15 protein-coding genes and 10 pseudogenes are annotated in these 21,342 nt (G+C 64.8%); 10 read left to right on the top strand and 15 right to left on the bottom strand.

The features are described from left to right. Positions 1–44 precede the first annotated feature (44 nt). The 4 genes from ACFQS4_RS00670 to ACFQS4_RS00655 all read right to left on the bottom strand — a co-directional run bounded on the left by ACFQS4_RS00670 (position 45) and on the right by ACFQS4_RS00655 (position 3,027). Positions 45–1,649 carry an ABC1 kinase family protein gene (locus tag ACFQS4_RS00670; protein WP_500191722.1) on the bottom strand — a complete coding sequence of 535 codons (1,605 nt, stop codon included), beginning with the start codon at positions 1,647–1,649 and terminating at the stop codon, positions 45–47. A gap of 75 nt (positions 1,650–1,724) precedes the next feature. After that, positions 1,725–2,132 (bottom strand): Hsp20/alpha crystallin family protein, encoded by a 408-nt coding sequence (locus ACFQS4_RS00665; protein WP_500191719.1) that lies wholly within the window; start codon positions 2,130–2,132, stop codon positions 1,725–1,727. Positions 2,133–2,203: 71 nt separating this feature from the next. Beyond that, positions 2,204–2,410 (bottom strand): hypothetical protein, encoded by a 207-nt coding sequence (locus ACFQS4_RS00660; protein WP_500191717.1) that lies wholly within the window; start codon positions 2,408–2,410, stop codon positions 2,204–2,206. Continuing rightward, the gene (locus ACFQS4_RS00655; protein ID WP_500191714.1) at positions 2,407–3,027 is read right to left on the bottom strand and encodes a GIDE domain-containing protein; all 621 of its coding nucleotides are present in this window, start codon (positions 3,025–3,027) and stop codon (positions 2,407–2,409) included. Before ACFQS4_RS00655 ends, ACFQS4_RS00660 begins: the two co-directional genes overlap by 4 nt. A gap of 91 nt (positions 3,028–3,118) precedes the next feature. On the opposite strand from ACFQS4_RS00655, the gene ACFQS4_RS00650 reads away from it, so the two are divergent. From ACFQS4_RS00650 to ACFQS4_RS00640, 3 genes and pseudogenes are all read left to right on the top strand, one after another. Next, a complete protein-coding gene (locus tag ACFQS4_RS00650; RefSeq protein WP_500191710.1) occupies positions 3,119–4,441 on the top strand; it encodes a molybdopterin molybdotransferase MoeA in 1,323 nt (440 codons plus the stop codon). A 221-nt stretch (positions 4,442–4,662) separates the two neighbouring features. Then, positions 4,663–6,537 (top strand): molybdopterin biosynthesis protein, encoded by a 1,875-nt coding sequence (locus ACFQS4_RS00645; protein ID WP_500191708.1) that lies wholly within the window; start codon positions 4,663–4,665, stop codon positions 6,535–6,537. A gap of 80 nt (positions 6,538–6,617) precedes the next feature. Next, a pseudogene (locus tag ACFQS4_RS00640) lies at positions 6,618–7,263 on the top strand (helix-turn-helix domain-containing protein). A gap of 1 nt (position 7,264) precedes the next feature. Here ACFQS4_RS00640 and ACFQS4_RS00635 read toward each other — a convergent pair. Beyond that, positions 7,265–7,888, bottom strand: a pseudogene (locus ACFQS4_RS00635) (HAD family hydrolase); the annotation flags it as partial. 25 nt (positions 7,889–7,913) lie between these two features. After that, positions 7,914–8,246 (bottom strand): HVO_0649 family zinc finger protein, encoded by a 333-nt coding sequence (locus tag ACFQS4_RS00630; protein WP_500191705.1) that lies wholly within the window; start codon positions 8,244–8,246, stop codon positions 7,914–7,916. A gap of 128 nt (positions 8,247–8,374) precedes the next feature. On the opposite strand from ACFQS4_RS00630, the pseudogene ACFQS4_RS00625 reads away from it, so the two are divergent. From ACFQS4_RS00625 to ACFQS4_RS00610, 4 genes and pseudogenes are all read left to right on the top strand, one after another. After that, positions 8,375–9,906, top strand: a pseudogene (locus ACFQS4_RS00625) (bacterio-opsin activator domain-containing protein); the annotation flags it as partial. Positions 9,907–10,047: 141 nt separating this feature from the next. Next, positions 10,048–10,230 (top strand): DUF1328 domain-containing protein, encoded by a 183-nt coding sequence (locus tag ACFQS4_RS00620; protein ID WP_253437063.1) that lies wholly within the window; start codon positions 10,048–10,050, stop codon positions 10,228–10,230. 232 nt (positions 10,231–10,462) lie between these two features. Continuing rightward, positions 10,463–11,028, top strand: a pseudogene (locus ACFQS4_RS00615) (aldehyde ferredoxin oxidoreductase N-terminal domain-containing protein); the annotation flags it as partial. After that, a complete protein-coding gene (locus ACFQS4_RS00610) occupies positions 11,005–12,381 on the top strand; it encodes an aldehyde ferredoxin oxidoreductase family protein (protein WP_500191789.1) in 1,377 nt (458 codons plus the stop codon). The pseudogene ACFQS4_RS00615 and the gene ACFQS4_RS00610, both read left to right, overlap by 24 nt. Positions 12,382–12,501: 120 nt before the next feature. On the opposite strand, the pseudogene ACFQS4_RS00605 reads toward ACFQS4_RS00610, so the two are convergent. Together ACFQS4_RS00605 and pan2 are read right to left on the bottom strand one after the other, a co-directional pair. After that, positions 12,502–12,981: pseudogene (locus tag ACFQS4_RS00605) on the bottom strand (pyruvoyl-dependent arginine decarboxylase); the annotation flags it as partial. A 97-nt stretch (positions 12,982–13,078) separates the two neighbouring features. Continuing rightward, positions 13,079–14,300 (bottom strand): annotated as a pseudogene (gene pan2, locus ACFQS4_RS00600) (proteasome-activating nucleotidase Pan2). A 166-nt stretch (positions 14,301–14,466) separates the two neighbouring features. Between pan2 and ACFQS4_RS00595 the strand changes: the two are divergent. Next, positions 14,467–14,856, top strand: coding sequence for a DUF7522 family protein (locus tag ACFQS4_RS00595; protein WP_500191701.1), 390 nt, complete (start codon positions 14,467–14,469; stop codon positions 14,854–14,856). A gap of 361 nt (positions 14,857–15,217) precedes the next feature. Continuing rightward, positions 15,218–15,760 carry a DUF5813 family protein gene (locus ACFQS4_RS00590; protein ID WP_500191699.1) on the top strand — a complete coding sequence of 181 codons (543 nt, stop codon included), beginning with the start codon at positions 15,218–15,220 and terminating at the stop codon, positions 15,758–15,760. Positions 15,761–15,941: 181 nt separating this feature from the next. Here the strand turns inward: ACFQS4_RS00590 and ACFQS4_RS00585 are convergent, their stop codons facing one another. Next, the gene (locus ACFQS4_RS00585) at positions 15,942–16,172 is read right to left on the bottom strand and encodes an Lrp/AsnC ligand binding domain-containing protein (protein WP_253437094.1); all 231 of its coding nucleotides are present in this window, start codon (positions 16,170–16,172) and stop codon (positions 15,942–15,944) included. 255 nt (positions 16,173–16,427) lie between these two features. Here ACFQS4_RS00585 and ACFQS4_RS00580 point away from each other — a divergent pair. Then, positions 16,428–16,532 (top strand): annotated as a pseudogene (locus tag ACFQS4_RS00580) (heavy metal transporter); the annotation flags it as partial. Here ACFQS4_RS00580 and ACFQS4_RS00575 read toward each other — a convergent pair. The 6 genes and pseudogenes from ACFQS4_RS00575 to nikB all read right to left on the bottom strand — a co-directional run bounded on the left by ACFQS4_RS00575 (position 16,514) and on the right by nikB (position 21,164). Next, entirely contained in the window at positions 16,514–17,179 is a 666-nt protein-coding gene (locus ACFQS4_RS00575) for a hypothetical protein (protein WP_500191695.1), read from the bottom strand. The pseudogene ACFQS4_RS00580 and the gene ACFQS4_RS00575 sit on opposite strands and share 19 nt — an antisense overlap. Beyond that, positions 17,176–17,589, bottom strand: a complete 414-nt coding sequence (locus ACFQS4_RS00570) for an oligopeptide/dipeptide ABC transporter ATP-binding protein (protein WP_500191692.1) — start codon at positions 17,587–17,589, stop codon at positions 17,176–17,178. The genes ACFQS4_RS00575 and ACFQS4_RS00570 overlap by 4 nt, the downstream gene beginning before the upstream one ends. 103 nt (positions 17,590–17,692) lie before the next feature. Then, positions 17,693–18,229 (bottom strand): annotated as a pseudogene (locus ACFQS4_RS00565) (ATP-binding cassette domain-containing protein); the annotation flags it as partial. Continuing rightward, positions 18,183–19,295 carry an ABC transporter ATP-binding protein gene (locus ACFQS4_RS00560; RefSeq protein ID WP_500191689.1) on the bottom strand — a complete coding sequence of 371 codons (1,113 nt, stop codon included), beginning with the start codon at positions 19,293–19,295 and terminating at the stop codon, positions 18,183–18,185. The gene ACFQS4_RS00560 and the pseudogene ACFQS4_RS00565, both read right to left, overlap by 47 nt. A gap of 37 nt (positions 19,296–19,332) precedes the next feature. Continuing rightward, positions 19,333–20,135, bottom strand: a pseudogene (nikC, locus tag ACFQS4_RS00555) (nickel transporter permease); the annotation flags it as partial. A gap of 82 nt (positions 20,136–20,217) precedes the next feature. Then, a pseudogene (gene nikB / locus ACFQS4_RS00550) lies at positions 20,218–21,164 on the bottom strand (nickel ABC transporter permease). Between the last annotated feature and the right edge of the window lie 178 nt (positions 21,165–21,342).

Raw genomic sequence — 21,342 nt, 5'->3', positions numbered from 1 at the left:
CTCGTGGCGCTCGAGCCCGGCCGATCGCCACTGACTGGCCTCGATTACTCCTGCTCCCGACGCTGTCTGAGATTCTGGCGCGTGAACTGCGGTTTCGTCGAGATGGAACTCGGCGTCCGGAACGACCAGTAGAGGACGATCGAGAGGACGGCCGAAAAGATTGCCGCGACGACCGCCGCGATGGGTGCGTCGAGCGCGTAGAGCACCCCCATAGAGAACAGCGACATGGTCAACAACATGCCGTAAACGAGCCGTTTCGCCAGGGTGGCGAATACCTGATCGCTGTCCTCGACCCCGACCCGGACGAACTGGTCGTCCCGTTCGAATCGGTCGAGCATCCGCTCGAGTTTCGGCGGGATCCTGACGGCGGATCGACTGGCGTCCCTGACCTCGCCCGCAGTGTCCTCGAGGACCCGCTGTATCGACTCCTCGCGGTAGCCCTGCTCGGTGAGGTAGTCCGTCGCGGTAGCGATGAAGTCGAAGTCGGGATCGAGGGTCACGCAGACGCCCTCGACGACGGTCGCCACCCGGAGCACGAGCGCAAGGTTCTTCGGGAGACGGAACGGGAACTCGTAGATCGAGTCCTCGATCTGGCCGACGATCTGCTGGACGCGGTACTGCTCGATGTCCTCGCCGCGCGCGTCGGCGATAGCGAGTTCCATCACGTCGGCCATCACGGCCCGGTCGGCCTCGGGACTCAGCGTTCCGATCGCGATGAGGGAGTCGAGGATCGCGTCGATGTCCTGGTTGGCAATCGCAATGTAGAACTCGACGATCCTGTCCTGGACGAATTCGTCGACGCGGCCGCTCATCCCGAAGTCGTAGAAGACGATCCGTCCGTCGTCGGTCACCGCCAGGTTTCCGGGGTGGGGATCGGCGTGAAAGACCCCGTCGTCGATGATCATCTGGAGGTACGATCGCTGGAGGTTCTCCGCGACCTGCTGGCGGTCGATTCCCTTCGCGTCGAGTTCGCCGACCTGATTGATCTTCGTCCCGTCGATGTAGGCCATCGTCAGGACCCGATCGCTCGAGTAGGCCTCGTACACCTCCGGAATGAGAAACCGGTCGTCGTCGGCGAAATTCGAGCGAATCTCGGCGAGCATCCGGGCCTCGCGATGGTAGTCCATCTCCTCGCGAATCGTTTTCGCGAACTCGTCGGCCAGGTTCTCGAGGGAGAACGACCGGGATTCGTCGACGAACCGAATCAGTACCGGAAGCGACCACCGGATCACCCGGAGGTCGGCCTCGACGAGCGTCTCGATTCCCGGCCGCCGAATCTTGACGGCGACGTCGTCGCCGTCGATCGAGGCACGGTACACCTGCCCCAGACTGGCGCCGCTGATTGCGTCGGTATCGAAGTCCTGAAAGCGGGTTTCGACCGGGCCGAGGTCCTCCTCGAGCACGACTCGCGCGTCGGCCCAGTCGGCCGGGGGTACCTCGTCCTGGAGGGCCGAGAGCACGTCGATGTACGCCGGGGGGAGGACGTCCGGGCGCGTCGAGAGCAACTGCCCGAGTTTGATGAACGTCGGACCGAGGGTGAGCAACGACTCGAGCAGGACTTCCGCGCGCTCGCGATGGGTCTCCGAGCCGACGCGGCGTGGCCGTCCGAAGACGAGCCAGCGGCGGCGGTCGCGGGCGTACGCCAGCAACAGCGGCAGGAAGTGCCACGCGACGACGACGAACCGTCGATACGCGCGAAGGATGCCCAGGTCAGGTCACCCGGGTTAGACGTCCCCGTCGGCGTCTCCATCGGCGTCTTCGGCAGTCGAGTCCTCGGGGTCGCTCACGACGTCGATCGGCGTCCTATCGGATCCCTCCCGTTTCGGCAGGGCGAGTTCGAGTACCCCCCTATCGACGCTCGCCTCGGCGTTCGACTCCGTCGCGTCGTCGGGCAGGGGGAGGTCGACGTCGACAAAGAGCGGACGGTTCTCCTCGAGGTAGTGGTACTCCTCGGGGAGATCCTTCTGGCGGCGGGCCTCGATCCGAATGCGGCCGTCTTCGACGGCGACGTCCACAGTCTCGGCAGCGACCCCTGGCACGTCGAGCACGAGGAGGTAAGAATCGTCGCTCTCGAGGAGATCGAAGAACGCGGCGTCGGAGAGGTCCCGGAGGGCGTCGCGCAGCGCTGACATAGTGACCGGTTCGAACGCCGCGACGAAAAAGGCCGCGGTCCCGACCGGTCGTTCTCGGGCCACCGGGCGGGTCAGATACCGCCGACGCCGACGGCGAGAGAGATGACGAGGAACAGGACGCCCGCGAACGCCGAGAGCAGTCCCCGGACCGCGACGCGGCGTGCCGCACGGCGCTCGGTCACGTCGAAGAGCAGAAACGGCGGGCCGAGCAGGCGTTGGCGAACGCGAGCTAGGAGTCCCGACTCTGGTGGGACCGACCGCTCGACGACGGCGTTCACCTGTCCCGTCTCTCGAGAGGCCGTCGTGTCTCGCCGGGCCGTCCCGAGCAGGTGAACCGACTCCCCGACGTCCAGTCGCCGCTCCAGGTAGCGCCGGTCCCGCCCGGTCGAAATCTCGAGCGGGCCCAGCGAGAGGCTCGTGTTCTCGTCAGAGACATCCTCGTCGCGCTCGATGTAGTGGGCGATCGGTGTCGGTGGCGTCTCGCCTCCTCGACGCGAATCCGCGCGTCTGCCGTAAGACGCAGGTCCGCCCCTCGCGGATTGACCAGGACGTTCCCCGACTCGTCCTCGAGGCGGAACGGCACGACCTGAGTCCCGCCGTCGATTTCGACCCACTTCGTGGTGCTCCCCGTGTTGGTCGACTTCCGGCGTTTCTCCTCGACGGCGTACTCGACGGCGACACAGGCCGTTTCGGTGAACGGCGACTCGAGGACGTCGTCCCAGGCGAGCACGGTTCCAGACAGTTCGACGGACCCGCCGTTCGGCGTGTCTAGTACCGTGTGCGGCTCGCGTGCGAAGAGCCGATAGGCGAAGCCCAGTTCGCGGAGCCCGTAGCCCAGAAGGGCGACACCGAGGAGCATACCGAGGGCGGCCAGAGAGAGGACCAGGACGGACATGTTCGGATTCCAATTTGTCGGCGAGAGTAAAAGTCGTCGGGTTCGCGGCCGACCCGCACGTTTTTCATCGTCGGCCGTCCCTCTTTGCGGTATGAAGGGTGCCGACCACGACCGCACGGAGTCGGGGTTCCGAGTGAGAACCCGCGTCGACGACGCCCGATCGACCCTCGAGGCGGCGCTCGAGGAGCGAAGCGTCCGGTGTGATCAGGAACGCGTGGCGCTCTCACGCGCCGACGGCCGCGTCCTGGCCGAGCCAATCACCGCCGACGTCGACGTCCCCCACTACGAGCGAGCGGCGATGGACGGCTACGCCCTGCGAGCGGCCGTCACGTTCGGTGCGAGTGAACGCTCACCCGCGGTCTTGGCCCTCGAGGATCAGCCCGACCCCGAAACCGCGCTCCCCCCGGAAACGGCCCGTCGGGTCCACACCGGGAGCGCTGTCCCCGCCGACGCCGACGCGGTCGTCATGCTCGAGCACGCCGAATCGCTCGGGGCGACGGGCGAACTCGAGGTGCTCGACGCGGTCGCCGAGGGCGAGAACGTCGCGCCCGTCGGGGAGGACGTCGAGGCTGGCCAGAAACTGTACGAACCGGGCCATCGACTGCGCCCCTCGGACCTCGGCCTCCTCCGGTCGGCGGGGACCGACCGGTCGCTCGTCTCGAGTCGACCGACCGTCGGCGTCGTGCCGACCGGCGAGGAGGTCGTCCAGGCCGATCCCGACCCCGGCGAGGTGATCGAGACCAACGGGCTGACGGTCTCGCGACTGGTCGGGCGCTGGGGCGGTCGCGCGACCCACCGCGAGGTCGTGACGGACGACGCCGAGGCGCTTCGCGTGGCGATCCAGCGCGATCTGACGAAGGACATCGTCGTCACGACCGGCGGCTCTTCGGTCGGCCAGCGGGATCTCCTGCCGGAGGTGATCGACGACCTCGGCGAGGTGCTGGTTCACGGCGTCGCGCTGAAACCCGGTCACCCGGTCTGTCTCGGAATCGTCGAGGAGACACCGGTGCTCGCGTTGCCGGGGTACCCGGTAGCGTGTCTCATCAACGCGGTCCAGTTCCTGCGGCCGACGCTCGCGTGGCTCCAGGGAACCGAGGCGACCCCGCATCCGACGGTGGCGGCACGTCTTGAGCGAAAGATTGCCTCGGAACCGGGAACGCGAACGTTCGCTCGGGTATCGCTCGAGGGGAATGAGGGACTCGAGGAGGCGGACGAGGCAGTCGAGGAGACGGAAGACGGACACGAGGAGAGGAAAGAAGGCGGGGAGCTGGTCGCGACCCCCACGCGAGCGAGCGGGTCGGGCGTGCTCTCGAGCGTCGCGCTCGCCGACGGCTGGGTCGTCGTTCCAGAGGACCGAGAGGGGATCCCGGCGGGTGAGATGGTGGCGGTGGAGAACTGGGAGCCCTGGTTCTGAAGGACTGATCGACGAGGCGTCGGACTGTGGCGAACAGGCGACACACTGCGACCGCGATCCGTCGTGTCGCACGACCGCCGCGCGGATCGCGTCTCGAGTCAGTTCACGCCGAGGTTGGCCGCTCCTTCGTATATAAACCTCCTCACAGTGATCGGAGCGCAGTGAGCCGAGCGCGCCGACGGACACTCGAGGTTTTTACCGCATCGCTTCCAAGAACGCCCATGGCCCGCAAGGAATTTCGGGATCTCGCGACACCCGAGCAAGCCCACGAGGCGATTCGGTCGCTGTCGCTCGAGGGCGGCATCGACCGCGTTCCCCTGTCAGAGGCGCGCGGCCGGGTACTGGTGACGCGCGTCGACGCCGAACTGGACGTCCCCGGGTTCGATCGCTCGAGTCTGGACGGCTACGCCCTCCGCGCGAGTGATACGTTCGGCGCGGACGAGGCCGACCCGGCTCGCCTCGAACTGGTTGGGGAGGTCCACGCTGGCGAGAGGCCGGGACTCGAGGTCGGATCCGGCGAAGCGGTCGAAATCTCGACCGGGGCGGTGATGCCGCCCGGGGCCGACGCGATGGTTCCCGTCGAGCGGACGGACATCGAGGATGAGACGGTCCTGGTCCGCACGAGCGTCGCGCCGGGAGACAACGTCATGTTCGCCGGGGCTGACGTCGCCGCCGGCGAGCGCGCGCTGGGGCCGGGGACGCAGCTGACGCCGCGGGAGATCGGCCTACTCTCGGCGCTGGGCGTCGACGAGGTCCCCGTTCGTTCCCGTCCCCGCGTAGGAATCGTCTCGACCGGCGACGAACTCGTTCGCCCGGGCGGCGACCTCGAGAGTGCCCGCGGGCAGATCTACGACGTCAACAGCTACACGGTCGCGGCGGGCGTCGAGGAGGCAGGCGGCGAGGCGGTACTCTACTCGCACGCTGGCGACGACCCCGCCGAGATGGAGCGCGTGCTTCGGGAGGCGGCCGAGGAGTGCGATCTCGTGCTCTCGTCTGGATCGACGAGTGCGAGCGCGGTCGACGTGATTTACCGCGTGATCGAGGAACAGGGCGAGTTGCTGCTGCACGGCGTGAGCGTCAAACCCGGGAAGCCGATGCTGATCGGGCGTCTCGAGCGGTCGGATTCGGCGGGACAGTCCGCCTACGTCGGCCTCCCCGGCTACCCCGTCTCGGCGATGATGGTCTTCCGGACGTTCGTCGCGCCCGCCATCCGCGAGGCGGCTGGCGTTCCCGAACCCGAGACGGCGACGTTGACCGGCCGCCTGGCTCGAGAGGAGCGATCCGAGCAGGGCCGTCATCGCCTGCTTCCGGTCGGCGTCACGACCGACGGCGACGGCGAGTACCTGGTCTACCCCGTCGACAAGGGGAGCGGGGCGACGACCAGCCTCGTCGAGGCCGACGGCGTCGTCGAAATCGACGCCGACACGGACTACCTCGAGGTCGGCGCAACACTCGAGGTCCGGCTGTTCTCGCCCGATCGTCGGCTCCCGACGCTGTTCGGCGTCGGCGAGGACGATCCGACCCTCAACCGCGTCCTGGATCGCCTCGAGCGACCACGATACCTCCCGATCGGATCGCGCCCCGCACTGCGGCGGCTTCGGACGGGAGCTCCTGACGTGGCCGTGGTCGCCGGGCCGGTCGAGCCGGATCGCGAACCCGAAGGTATCGAACTCGGCTCCTGGAATCGAGAGTGGGGGCTGATCGTACCTGCGGGGAACCCGGTCGAGGTCGAAGGGCTCGAGTCGCTCGTCGACCGCGACCTGCGGTTCGTCAACCGGACGACCGATTCGGGGTTGCGAACGAGCCTGAGCGTCGCCCTCGCGGAACTCGCGGACGAACGCGGCCGGGACCGCCATGACCTCACCGCGGCCATCGACGGCTTCGATTTGGGACTACGCGCCCACGAGAGCCCTGCTCGACGGGTCATCGCCGGGGAAGCGGACGTCGCGCTCGGACTCCAGGAGACCGCGGAGCGATTGAGCCTCGGATTCGTTTCCTGCGGCGAGCAACCCGTCCGGGTCTGGGCGGCGGCCGACCGCGTGGACAAACCGGGCGTTCGGGAACTCGAGTCGGCTCTCCACGAGAAACTCGAATAACGCACGGAGACAGTCTCAGGGCCCCGGTAGTCAGGATCTTCGAAGTAGCAGTTTTACGCCCGAGCGGTGTAGTGTGCGTGATGTCGACGATTGCCGAGTTTCGGATCCCGGCCTCGGATACGGCGATGGAGACGACGTTCGAGCGCGCCCCACAGGCCAGGCTCGAACTCGAGTCCTCGGTGTCGAAGACGCTCCCGTCGATTTGGGTCTCGGGGACGACCTGCGAGGTGATCGAGAACGCCTTCGCCGCCGACGACACGATCGAGCGATTCGAACTGGTCGCGAGTGCCGAAGACCGACTCCTCTACGACGTCGACTCCGAGCGCGCGCAGTACCTCTACGACGAGTTGCTATCCTCTGGCGGCTCGTTGCTCGAGGCGAGCGGCGTCGATTCCTGGTGGCAGTTCAAGATGCGGTTTCGGACGCGCGAACACCTCGTCGACACCCACGAGACGCTCGAGAGCCAGGACATCGTGGTCGATTTGATCCGCGTCACCGACGTCACGACGGTGTCGACGGGGAACACGCGGCTCACGCCGGAGCAACACGAGGCGTTGACGGCCGCGTTCGAGAAGGGGTACTTCAAGATTCCGCGCCAGATTTCGATGGAGGAACTCGCGAGCGACCTCGGCATCTCCCACCAGGCACTCGGAACGGTTGCGTCGCGCGTACGGGACGCTGGTCGACGCGGAGGTACAGCCGGTGAACGAGCAGACGACCGACTGAACAGTTCCTCGAACGATTGGACGCGGTAGTCGCCGAGCACGCAGCGTCCGCGCCTGTCGTGGCCGACGCGTTCGACGTGGATCGCGTCGAGACCCGCGTTCCAGGCAGCGCCGACGTCGCCAGCACCGTCGCCAGCGAGGACGCCCCGGTGTCCGTTTTTCGCGACGCCCAGGTTCGTCATCACCCGTTCGACGGGCGTGGGGTCGGGCTTCCAGCCCGTCTCCGGGGTACAGCACAGCACGTCGTCGAACCAGTCGCGAATCCCGACGTGGTCGAGGACTGGATCGGCCAGGAACTGCTGGCAGTGGGTGACGAGGCCGACCGGCGTCTCGAGGTCGCCGACGAAGGCGGCGTCCTCGTGGAGGTACGTCTGTTCGGCGCGGACGAGCGGATCCTCCTCGGCGTGGAAGGCGTCCCAGAACGCCGACGGCTCGATGCCCCAGGCCCTGAGCTGGGCGTCGCGGGAGCCGGTGAGGCCGTTCCAGAGGATGTCGGCCTCCCGGTCGGTGAACTCCCGGCTGAGTCGGTCACCGACGCGGTCGAACACCTCGCGGGTGTAGGACCACTCGACGTCGACCAGGGTTCCGTCGAGATCGAGGAGCCAGAAGTCGTACTCCGAGACCATGTGGAGCTACCAGTAGTCGTCCCGCTTATAAGTGTGTGTCGCCGCGAGCGCCGTCGCTCTCGGTTCGCCGATTTCCCACGTTATTCGTGTCGCCCGTCACACGTCCTTCACGTCGCCCGTCACACGTCACTTCCTCATGAGCGCAGAACTCACCGGCGCGGTGTCTCGAGCCTGACCTCCCTCGTCTCGACGCGGCACAGGAAGGACAGACGAACCGGTAGTGGATGGACCGTCCGGACGTCGTCACGTGCCAGCCCGCGTCGTCGCCGTCGTAGCCGCACTCTCGGCACCGGGCGCTGGTTCGATCGAGTCGCTGGCGCAGCCTTTCGAACGGAGACCGACTTCGCTGTATAGACATGTGTTAACATACAACTCGAGGTCGTATAATTGTCCGCATCAGTCACGAACGAAGAATGTTCACCACCACGACAGGGACTGGCGTTTTATGACCGGCCCGAAACCAGAGTGAACATGGACGACACCGACGGACGAGACGGGGAGGGCGACGTCGATCGAGCCGTGAAGGCGAGGGCGGTCGACGAGGCACCGATCGGCGTCTCGCTCTCCGATCCGTCACGCGAGGACAACCCGCTGGTGTACATCAATCCGGCCTTCAAGCGACTCACCGGCTACGACGACGAGGCGGTTCTCGGACGAAACTGTCGATTCCTCCAGGGGCCGGACTCGAGCCCCGAAGTCGTCGCGGAAATGCGGGCCGCTATCGAGGACGAACGGCCGACGACAGTCGAACTCCGGAACTACCGAGATGACGGCACCGAGTTCTGGAACGAGGTGACGATCGCTCCCGTTCGCGACGAGACGGGAACCGTCACGCACTACGTCGGCTTCCAGAACGACGTCACGGCCAGAAAGGCAGCCGAGTTTGCCCTCGAGGAACGAACCGAGGAACTCGAGTATATCCTCGAGCGCGTCGAGGGATTGATCCAGGACGTGACCAGCGTCGTCGCTGGATCGACCTCCCGGAGCGACCTCGAGACCACAGTGTGTAGCCGAATCGCCGAGGAAGCCGCCTACGAGGGCGCCTGGATCGGCGAACGCAATCCCGCAACAGACACGCTCGAGGTGCGAGCGAGCGTCGGCGTCGACCCTGACGATTTGTCGATTGACGCCGATCACCCCGCGACGACCAGCCTCGCCTCGGAGTCCGTCGTCGTCGACACGGTCGAGGGGTGGACTCACGCCTCCTTCCCGCTCGTCTACAACGGCGTCGAGTACGGGACGCTGACGGTCTGCAGCGACGACTCACACGAGGTCGACGACCGCGAGACGATCATCCTCTCGGCGCTCGCACGGGCGGTCGCCAGCGGGATCAACGCTCGCGAGACCAGTCGCATGCTCGCGACCGACGCCGTCGTCGCCGTCGAACTCGAGATGACCGACCGCGACCTCCCACCAGTTGGGGTCAGCGCCGAGACGGGCGGTCGCCTCGAGTACCGCCGGTCGGTTCACGGTTCGGGTGACGACACGGCGTCGCTGTTTACGGTCACGAACGCTGGTGCCGAGGACTGGCCGCGGTCGCCGAGGGTCTCGAGGGAGTCGACCTCGCAGTTCTCGTCGAGCGGGCGGACCGCATGTTAATCGAACTCGACGCCGAGAACGACCTCGTCGAGTGGCTCTCCGAACGCGGCATTCTCGTCCAGTCGATCGAGGCCGAGGACGGCCGTGCCCGCGTGACCCTCGAGATTCCGCACTCGACGAACGTCCGCAGCGTCGTCGAGTCGGTTCAGGCACGGTACGACGGAACGGACGTCATCTCCTTTCGCCAGCACGAACGTGGCGACGAGACGCGCGAGGAGTTTGCCGCCAGACTCGAGGACGAACTCACCGAGCGCCAGTTCTCTCTGCAACGGGCGTACCTCGGCGGCTACTTCGAGTGGCCCCGTCCGACCACTGGCGAGGAACTCGCCAGTTCGATGGACGTCTCGCGACCGACGTTCCACGAACACCTGCGGAATGCTGAAGCGAAACTCTGTCAGGCGTTTTTCGAAGGCAAGTGAGGCGAACGTTCGTCGAAGGCGAGCGAGGCGAAGAAAGATCACCCTATACTCGCTTACTGCGCCGTAGTCGGCCCTTAGGGTCGAAAATCGAGTAGGACAGTCACCAGCGTTTATATACTCGTTTGTGGTGGCAAGGCACACATGCTCGAGATTCCACTCCAGATCGGTGGCGGCGGCTTCCTGTACTGGGCGATCATCTTCTTCGTCCTGGCGATTATCGCCGCGGCGGTCGGGTCTCGCGGCGTCGCCGGGGTGAGTATGGAGATCGCACGGATCTTCGTGTTGATCTTCATCATCCTCGCGGTCGTCGCCCTGTTACTGTAGCCGCCCTCGAATGTCGGTACGGAGAAACCGAGACTCGAGGCCGGAAACCAGAAAGAAGAGGCTGGAGAGAGGAGACCGGAAATCAGAGAGAGAAAATCAGAGAAGCGACGCCAGTGTACGGACTCGCCACCGGCCGAGTCCGTCGTCTTCTTCGCGACGTAAGTGGATCCGGTTACGTGCCTGTGGGAACGCCTAACAGGCTTCACCACGAATATAACGAACAGGGTTTACCATGACAGAACTCGGCGGTTTTCACGACAGGGTTGCTCGCATCGATCTCTCCTCGGGGTCGGTCGACTACGAGCCGATCGACGACGAGGACGCCAGGAAGTACATCGGGGCTCGCGGCCTCGGCGTGAAGTACGTCTTCGAGAACGGCCCGGACGTCGACCCGGAGGGACCCGAGAACCTGCTCGCGTTCATGAACGGTCCGCTCACTGGCTCGCAGGTCCCGATGTCCGGTCGAATCGCGGTCTGTACCAAATCGCCGCTGACCGGGACCGTCACCGACAGCCACCACGGCGGCTGGTCCGGCGCGCGGCTCAAGTGGGCGGCTTCGACGGCCTGCTGTTCGAAGGCAAGGCCGACGAACCCGTCTACGCCGTCGTCGAGGACGGCGAGGTCGAACTCCGTGACGCCTCTCACCTCTGGGGAAGCGGCGTCCACGAGACGCGCGACCAGCTCGAGGAGGAAGTAGACGGCTCCTACGGGAAGAACCTCTCGTTGATGGCCATCGGGACGGGCGGCGAGAACGGCGTGAAGTACGCCTGCATCATGAACGAGGACGACCGAGCCTCCGGTCGGGGCGGTACCGGTTGCGTGATGGGGTCGAAGAACCTCAAGGCGGTCGTCGTCAAGTCGACGACGAAGATGCCCAAGCCCGCAGACCAGGAGACGTTCAGGGAGGGCCACCAGCAGGCGATGAAGGCGATCCAGGAGTCGGACGTCACCGCGCCCAACGAGGGCGGCCTCTCGATGTACGGGACGAACGTCCTGATGAACATCGGCGAGGAGATGGACGGCCTCCCGACGAAGAACGCTCAGTACACCTCGACCGAGAGCATGCGCGAGGCCGAGGGCGCCGACATCGACGCCGAGCGCGTCTCCGGGGAGAATGTTCGCGAGAACATCCTCGTCGACGAACCGACCTGTCACTCCTGTCCGGTCGCCTGCAAGAAGGAAGTCGAGGTGCAGACGATGCACAAGGGCGAGGAGATGAACGTCCGGACGGAGTCCTACGAGTACGAGTCGGCCTACGCGCTCGGCCCGAACTCGGGGCACACCGACCGCGACGCCGTCGCCCTCATGATCGAGCGCTGTAACGACGTGGGCGTCGACACCATCGAAACGGGGAACATGATGGCGATGGCCATGGAGATGTCCGAGCAAGGCAAACTCGAGGAGGGCGACCTCGAGTGGGGCGACTACGAGACGATGATCGACATGATCGACCGAATCGGCCGCCGCGAGGACGACCTCGCCGACCTGCTCGCGGAGGGGCCGCGCCGGGTCGCCGACCGCAAGGACGCCCAGGACAACTCGCTCGCGGTCAAGGGCCAGACCATCGCCGCCTACGACCCGCGCTGTATGAAGGGGATGGGCATCGGCTACGCCACCTCGAACCGGGGCGCGTGTCACCTGCGCGGGTACACGCCCGCCGCCGAAATTCTCGGCATTCCCGAGAAGGTCGATCCTTACGAGTGGGAGGGCAAGGGCGAGCTGACCGCCGCCTTCCAGGACCTCCACGCCATCTCCGACAGCTTCGACATCTGCAAGTTCAACGCTTTCGCGGAGGGCATCGAGGAGTACGTCGACCAGTACAACGGCATGACCGGCCTCGACGTGAGCGAAGACGAACTCATGGAAGCCGGCGAGCGCATCTACAACCTCGAGCGCTACTACAACAACCTCGCCGGCTTCGACGGCTCGGACGACTCCCTGCCGGCGCGCTTCCTCGAGGACGGCATCCGCGGCCAGGGCGCCAGCGAGGGTGAGTACTGCGAGCTCGATGAGATGAAAGAAGAGTACTACGAGCACCGCGGCTGGGTCGACGGCGTCGTTCCCGACGAGAAACTCGACGAACTGGGCATCGACATGGGCCCCGGTACCGGCGTCTCGCTCGGCGACTCGCCGGCTCCGGCGGACGACTGATTGCCAGGCCGACTCGTTTCCGATCACCGGCCATTTTTCGACGCGAATCGACCCACTCGAGCGGCGTTCAGCCGGCTCGCTGACTCCATCTGCGCCTCGAGACTCGGCTAAAACCCGCCAGCAGATCGGCTCGCTCTCGCCGTACACCGCCAGCACCACGGCCGTCGCGTAGCCGTCCGGTTCCCCCCGAACCGTCTCGATTCGCGTCTCGGGTTCGTCGAACACCCACTCGCGCAGGGTCTGTCCGCCCGCCAGGCCCTCGAGCACCCGGGACTCGACGGTGGCCGGATCGGCCTCGCCCGCGTTCTCGTAGAACAGGCCGGGACCGTTCCCCGAATCGGACTGGGCCCAGGCGAGCGCGGAACTGGCGCGTCCTTCGCCGCGAACGGTCGCGCGGGCCTGTACCACGGTGAGTCGTTCCCCGGCGGGGCCGAGGTCGGGCGCCGTGCCGACCGCTTCGACGTCGGCAGCTGCGGGAATCACCGACGAGACCGTCACGAGGTTGTAGTTTTCGACGCCAGCGTCGGCCAGGGCGGCGTCGTAGGAGGCCATCTCCGTCGAGGCGGTCGCCGATCCCCAGGCGACGCGGATCGTGCTCATGAGCGGGAGTCGGGGACCGACGGCGTAAGGGCTTGCGATTTCGCTGTCGTCGTGCCGGTACGTAAATTGCGGGGAGTGTGTCGCTCGAAGGCGTAGCTCAGTCGAAGAAGTAGTTCGCCGACGTGACGACTTCCCGATCACCGGCCTCGATCTTCTCGAGGGCGGCCTCGAAGTCCGACTGCCCGACGGTCGTCCGGTCGTCGCGGATGGCGAACATCCCGGCTTCGGTCGTGACGGATTCGATTTCCGCGCCCGTGAAGCCGACCGTCTGTTCGGCGAGGTCCTCGAAGTCGACCTCGTCGTCGACGTTCATGGCTCGCGTGTGAATCTCGAAGATCTGCTGTCGTCCCTCGCCGTCTGGTTCTGGAACCTCGATGAGGCGATCGAACCGACCTGGACGGAGGATCGCGTCGTCGAGCATGTCGAAACGGTTCGTGGCGGCGATGATGCGGATGTCACCGCGCTCGTCGAACCCGTCCATCTCGCTCAGGAGCTGCATCATCGTTCGCTGGACCTCGGCGTCGCCGGAGGTCTTCGACTCGGTACGCGTAGCGGCGATGGCATCGATCTCGTCGATGAAGATAACGGCAGGTTCGCGCTCGCGGGCCATCTCGAAGAGGTCCCGAACCAGTCGGGAGCCCTCGCCGATGAACTTGCGGACGAGTTCGAGCCGCCATCTTGATGAAGGTCGCGTCGGTCTGGGTGGCGACGGCTTTGGCGAGCATCGTCTTCCCCGTGCCCGGCGGCCCGTAGAGCAGGCCGGCCGGTGGTTCGATCCCCACGTTCTCGAAGAGTTCGGGCTGGGCGAGCGGTTGCTCGACGGCCTCCCTGACTTCGCGAACCTGGTCGTCGATCCCCCCGATGTCCTCGTAGCTGACGTCGGGTTTTTCCGTAATCTCCATCGTCTGCGCACGGGCGTCCGTCTCCGCCGAGAGGATCCGCTGGATACCAAAGGAATCGTTGACGGCGACGCGGTCCCCGTACTCGAGTTCCTCGGCGAAGTCGGGGCCGATTTCGGTGAGTACCTCCTGGTTGTTCCCGTGTTGCTTGACGATCACCTCGTCGCCCAGGTGGTCTTCGACGGTCGCGAGGTACAGCGACGAACTCTTGAGGACCTCGTTTTCGCGTTTGGTGCGGTCGACCTGTTCTTTGAGTCGCGTTCGCCGGTCGCGGGCGGCGTCGAGTTGCTCTGATGCTGCTCGCTGGCCGCTGTCGTACTGCAGAAAGTGGTCGTGGAGCGCTTCGAGTCGTTCTTCGTCCGGGAGATCGGGATCGATCTCCCGACTCGGTGTGTCGGGGAGCGAGGGACTTCGAGACATCCTGACGACCGAGCATAACTGCCGACGGTACATCTGCCTTTGGGTCCCGGTGAGGATATCGACGCGGCCCCGGTTCGCCGGCGAACGTCCACGGCTCGGGCCCGGCACCCGTCGGCCGTCTGTCGCTGCCCGCGCCATTTAAGCGGCCGGGGTTCCCTTTCCCGGTATGGCCACGGGTCTGCTCACGGACGAACGAGCCGATCAGATCGTCACCACCTGTCGAACCGCCGTCGGCGACAGCCTCCGGTCGGTGACGTACTTCACCCGGGACGACTTCGAACAGCTGTACCTCCGCGACGACCTCGAGCGCGACGCCGACCTCACGAGCTTCATCGGTCACGAGTGGCGCGGCTTCAAGACCGCCCAGACCGCCTACGAGGGCTCCGAACTGGGCGACTACGAGTACACCATCCGCGTATTCGAAAACGGCTTTCTCATCCGCGTGACGACCGATCGGGAGGGCGTCTTCGCGACGACCGACGGGCTGACGGTCAAGGACTTCGAAGAAGTCGCAACCGGTCTCGAGTCGTTCTTAGGCGAGCGCAACCGCGAGTAAGCGCCGTTAACACGCTTCCGACCGCTCGTCGTCGTCGCCTGACTCGCCCGGTCCGTCGGGGAGCCGATCGGTAATCCCGAGCCGAGTTCCCCGTCGGTGCCGAGCAGTCGAGCGAACCGTCGTTTCTCCGCAGCGTACTTATCGAGTGCCATGCTTCCGACGAACGGTCGACCCACGTGTAGTTATGCACGACATTAACGCTGTTTCCCACCGTTGTTTACGGCGAAACGGACGGGAACCGATCGAACGCCAGTAAAATGGTTAGAAAAATGATGGGACGATTCTATTGAACCCTGACATCGCAAGCCCAGGCCGTGCCGCTGTCGTAACACCCATTTTCGCACCCACCCTTCGCCCACGTATGACGAAGCTACCGACGGCCGTCGCTGACACACTCGAGGCGCACGAGGCGTTTTCGCCGCTCGACGACGCGACGTACGCGCTCGAGACCACGGTCTTCGAGGCGCGCGTGAGCGTGACCGCCGCCGAGGGGCGGCGAGACGGCTCGTTTACCGTCGTCGTCCGATTGCCGACGCTCGACGCGGCGACCGCCGACCGCGTTGCCCCGGTGGTCGAAGACGGCTGGTTCGAGACGTTCGAGCGTCGACTCGCGGACGTGTTCACGGTCGCCGAAACCGGCACGCACGACGCGCCGCGAATCGACCGCGACGAGGGCGTCGTGACGGTCACCCTCGAGTACGTCGCCTGGGACGCCAGGGAGGGGGTCGACGACGCCAAGGCGCTGATCGAATACGTCGAGGGAACCTACGCGCAGGGCATCATTCCGGGGTACGAGTACGAAGGGCCCGCAGCGACGCTGGTCGAGAACGCCCAGACCGCGGGAGAGCGGGCTGCCGAAGGCGCTGCTGGCGACCATGGCGACGAGTACGACAGCCCGTTTTAATCACGCTTACTTGCCTCGACTCACGCTGAACGGATGCGTCCGCATTAGTGGTAGTGGCTCGAGACGTACTGCCCCATCTCTCGTTCCTACGAACTCGAGCGATAGATTCCTCCGGCGCGTTTGATCCGGTCCACTCGAGCGACGGACCTGCCGCGCAGTACGCAATCTCGCAAACGTCGTTTCAGTCCATCGCGATGTAGGTCTTCGTATCCGAAACCCCATCGAGACTCTGGATATCGCCCGAAGCCGCCTTCAGGACGCCGTACACCTCGTCGGCGTCGACCTCGGCGATGATGTCGTAATTTCCGGCGACGATGTGGGCGTCCGAAACGCTCTCGAGGTCGCGGATGCCCGCCAGGAGCCCTTCGGATTTGCCGGCAGCGGTCTTCACCATGATGAACGCGTGAACCATTACTTTCGTGTGGTACTCCTTGGCACGACTAAAGTGTTTGCCCGGCCACGGACGCCGACGTCTCGAGAACCCGTCGAAACTTTCGTATCAAAAGTCCCGCGGTGGTTACAACGAGAGGTCGAAGCAGTAACTGGCAAAAACCTGGAGCCCGAAGTGAGTGTATGGCACGAACCATCACGGTAACTGGCATGAGCCTGTGGCGGCTGCGAGGACACGGTCGAATCGGCGCTCGAGGACGTCGACGGCGTCGTCGAGGCGTCGGCGGACAACGAATCGGACGCCGTCACCGTCGAGGGTGACGCCAACGTCGACACGCTCGTCGAAGCGATCCAGAACGCGGGCTACGACGCCTCCGCCTGAAATCGGCCCACTCGCGAACGCCCGCTCGTTCTACACGTTTTACCGGTCGATCGGATCGTCGATCCAGTTGTAACAGCGAAAGTGCTCCGGCCGCTTTTCGCTCGTGAGCATCTCGAGGGGGATGAACCCTCGCCGCCGCGAGCCCCCGCCTCGCGCTCGTCGGGATCGTCGGAGAAGGTCATGAGCTTCGCCTTCACCGAAAACGTGACCTCGAGCGTGCCCGTGTGGTTTTCGTCGGGGTCGAACCGCATCGAGACGTCGCCGGCGCCGACGCCGAAGATGGCCCGATCGGTCGGCGTCGAGACGCCCACGTCGTGACTGGCGAGTCCGCTCGAGAGGCCCTCGAGCCACGCGCGCATCGACTCGCGGTCGAGCGGTTGCTCGAGGTCGAACCCGCCGTCTGCGTCCATCGACCCCGATTCGAACGCGAAGTCGGGGTAGGCGAGTTTCTCGTCGGGGAGGACGTGAGAACTCGTTTCCGGGTCCGGCGGGGTTTCGGGGACGCCCAGTTCGTCGCTGATCGCCGACCGGACGGTCGCTTCGGCGTTCGACGGGTCCACTGGTGTCGCATCGCACACTTCTTCCGTTTCGTCGTCCGTTTCCGCCGAGGAGTCGCCGTCCATTCTCTCGTCGCTATCTCGAGTCATGGTCCATAGTCCTCCTGGTCGCTCGCTCGAGCGACACGCTCTGCGAAGTGGCACTTCGAAACTGTCCCCTCGAGGTCGACCACGTTGGGGACGTCCGTTCGGCACTGGTCCTCGGCGATTGGACATCGCGTGTGGAAGACGCACCCGCTCGGCGGATCCACTGGACTCGGGATGTCACCCTCGAGAATGGTCGCGTCGAGCACCGACGTGGTGGGATCGAGATCAGGAATCGACGCGAGCAATGCCTCCGTGTAGGGGTGACCGGGCGACGTGAACAGTCGCTCTGCCTCGCCGACCTCCATCAACTCGCCGAGGTACATAACCGCGATACGATCGGCGATGTGCTTGACGACGCTCAGGTCGTGGCTGATGAGGACGTAGGTGAGATCGAGTTCCCGCTGGAGGCGCAACAGGAGGTTGATAATGCTCCTTCACCGAGGCGTCGAGCGCCGACACTGGTTCGTCGAGGATGAGCACCCGTGGCTCCGTCGCAATCGCCCTGGCAATCGCGACTCGCTGGGCTTGACCACCTGAAAGTTCGTGGGCGTATCGATCGACGTAGCGCGCTGAGAGGTTTACCTGTTCAAGCAACTCGGTGATACGGTCCTTTCGTTCGACCCGCGACCAACCCTGCGTCTTTAGCGGTTCGGCGATCGCCTGCGCGACCGTCATTCGCGGATCGATGCTCGATTTGGCGTTCTGGAAGATGACTCCGAAGTCCGCGAGCAGTTGGTTCGAGCGACCGCTGACGGATCGAACGGCCCGACCATCGATTCGGACGTCACCTGCCGTCGGCGTGTGAAGTCCCGTAACGAGGTTCGCGAGCGTCGACTTCCCGCTCCCGCTCTCGCCGACGATGCCGAGCGTCTCGCCTTCGTACACGTTCAGTGAGACGCCCGAGACGGCGGTGATCGTCGTCCGAGTGCCGAACAGGCGATCGATCAGGGAGTCTTCGAGGGCGAACTCCTTCGTGACGTTCTCGAGTTCGACGACCGTGGTCGCATCACGTTCGTGTTCGCGTTCCTCCGCCGATTCGACTGGCGTGCTCATCGTTCTCCTCCGTGTCGAGGGTTGAGGCCAGCGAGAGATCGTCGTTCACCCGACGAATTTCACAGCACTTCGCTCGGTGGTTCTCGCCGCAGTCTACCGTCGGCATCGGTCCCGACCGACACGCCTCGCGAGCGTAGTCACACCGCGACGCGAACGGACACCCCGTGACGTCGCCGAGTTGATCCGGAACCTGCCCCTCGATCGTCTCTAACTGCTCCTTCCGCGCGGTTTCCTGGGGCATGCACTCGAGCAACGCCTGTGTGTAGGGATGTTTCGGTTCTTGCAGGATCTCTTCGACCGGTCCGCTCTCCATGACCTCGCCGCCGTACATCACGATCACGCGGTCACAGATATCGGCGACGACGCCAAGGTCGTGGGTGATCATGACGACAGACATATCGCGTTCGTCTCTGAGCCTGGCGATGATTCGAAGGATCTGCGCCTGAATCGTGACGTCGAGGGCCGTCGTCGGTTCGTCGGCGATCAGGAGGTCAGGCTCACTCGCGAGTGCGATCGCGAGCATCGCTCGCTGGCGCATCCCGCCGGAGAACTCGTGGGGGTAGGCGTCGAGTCGTTCGGTCGGGTTCGGAATGCCGACCTCTTCCATCAGATCGACGACTCGCCCACGCTTTTCTCGCCAGTCGGAGCGGTCGTGCAAGAGGGGAACGCGTAGGTACTCTCGAAGCTTTTGTGACGTCGGATCGTCGTGGATCTTCAGCGATTCGACGATCTGTTCGCCGACCGTAAAGACCGGGTTGAGCGTCGTCATCGGATCTTGAAACACCATCGAGAGACCGTCGCCGCGGATCCGGCGGATCTCGCGGTCGTTTGCCGTCGTCAACTCGGTGTCCCTGAACCGTATTGATCCATCGGCGATTCGTCCGGGGTCTTCGAGTCGCATCGTCGAAAGCGCGGTGACGGATTTCCCGCTTCCGCTCTCGCCGACGATGCCAAGAATCTCTCCCCTGTCGACGTCGAAACTCACGCCGTTGACGGCGTGAACGGTTCCTTCGTACGTATCGAAACAGGTGTGTAAATTTTCGACCGAGAGCAGTGGTTCTGTCATGCTTAGAATCCCTCGTTCTGTACCGTATCCGTTTCCGGGGATCGAGGACGTCGCGAAGCCCGTCACCGAGCAAGTTGAATCCGAGAACCGCGAGCATGATCGCCAGGCCGGGGAAGTTCACGACCCACCAGGCGTCCTGCAGGTAGTTTCGTCCTTCGGATATCATCGTTCCCCACTCTGGCGTCGGCGGCTGAGCGCCGAGACCCAGGAACGATAGTCCGGCGGTCCCGAGGATCACGCCGGCCATGTCGATCGTCGCGAGGACGACTACCGGGCCGATGACGTTCGGCACGATGTGGCGACCGACGATCCTGAGGCGACCGACACCCATCAACTGGCTGGCCTTGACGAACTCCTGTTCTTTGACCGAGAGTACGCTCCCGCGTATCACGCGAGCGTATCTGGTCCAGCCGACGACGGCGAGCGCGATCATGATGTTCGTCAGACTGGGCCCGAGGATGCCGGCGATGACGAGCGCGAGCAAGAGCCCGGGGAAGGCCAGCAGGACGTCGACGAACCGCATCAGCGCTTCGTCTACGTAGCCGCCGGCGTACCCCGCCGTCACTCCCACCGCCGTGCCGATCGCCAGCGAGATACCGACGACGGCAAGCCCGATTCGCAGTGAGATGCGAGCGCCGTATAGCAATCGCGTCAGGATGTCACGGCCAAGCTGGTCAGTCCCCAGCGGGTGGTCGACCGATGGGGACTCGAGGCGGTTCTCGAGGTCCTGTTCGGCCGGCTCGTACGGAGTCAGAAACGGGGCGAGCAGGGCGCTGAAGAGGATAACAGAACGATCACCAGCCCGACGACGTTCAGCGTGTTCGACCGAAACTGTCGCATCTTTCGTGAGTCGTACAGCGATCGAATCCGCTCGCGCCGGGTCGGTCCTCGAGCGACGTTTGTTCATCGAGATTAGCGTCGGTCATTTGGATGCACCTTCGAACGAAATGCGCGGGTCGACGTACCGGTAGGTGACGTCGACGAGGAGGTTCGTTACGACGAAGAAGACAGCGATCACGAGGACGAGCCCCTGGACGATCGGATAGTCACGAGCGAAGATCGAGTCGATTAACAGCCGACCGAGTCCGGGTCGCTGAAAGACCATTTCGATGATGACCGCTCCGTTCAGGAGGTAGCCGAACTGGAGGCCCACGATCGTGATCACAGGAATGAGCGCATTGCGCAGGGCGTGTTTGTAGACCACGATGCGCTCGCGCAATCCCTTCGATCGCGCCGTGCGGATGTACTCCTCGTCGAGCACCTCGAGCATGGACGACCGAGCAGGCGGGTGACGATCGCCGCCATGCCAGTACCGAGCGTGATCGCCGGCAAGACGAGTTGATCGGCCGTGCCGTACCCGGACGTTGGTAACACCCCCAACTGAATCGCGAAGACGAGCATGAGCAGGTAACCCAGCCAGAAATTCGGCATCGATAGTCCGAGAAGCGCGGCAAGCTGGCTCCCGTAGTCGAGTCGGCCACCCTTGTGAACGGCGCTGACGACGCCCGTCGGGACGGCGATAAGAAGGGCAACGAACAGTCCGGCGAGAGCCAGTTCGAACGTCGGCCAGAGGTTTTCGAGAATCAACTGGACGACGGAGGCGTCGTTGTGGTAGGACTGTCCGAGGTTCCCCTGCAGGATGTCCGCGACCCAGTCTCCGTACTGAACAAGTATCGGGTCGTTCAGCCCCTGTTCTATTCGAAACTGCTCGATCGCTGCATCCGGGGGCGTCCGTCCACCCATCTGCTGGCGGAGAATCGTCTCCGCGGGATCTCCCGGCGTGAAAAACACCATGAGGAAGGTCAGGACTGACACTCCGAAGAGGACGAACAAGGACGTTATTGACCGTCTGAGGATGAATTTCCACATCGTATATCTATTCTGGAAGAGACTCGTGAACTACTCCCAATGCTCGAAGTTCCGTCCAGCGCGAAAACTGAGGAATCGCACCCAATTCGGCGCCGTCGATATTCGCGTGGGCCGCTGCGATGAACTCGCTGTAGTAGAGCGGAATGTCCGGCCTGGTCGGCGATGTGCTGCTGGGCCT

The sequence above is a fragment of the Saliphagus sp. GCM10025317 genome (genome assembly GCF_042663665.1).
Taxonomy (GTDB): domain Archaea; phylum Halobacteriota; class Halobacteria; order Halobacteriales; family Natrialbaceae; genus Natronosalvus.
This window is presented reverse-complemented; position numbering and strand designations above follow the sequence as displayed.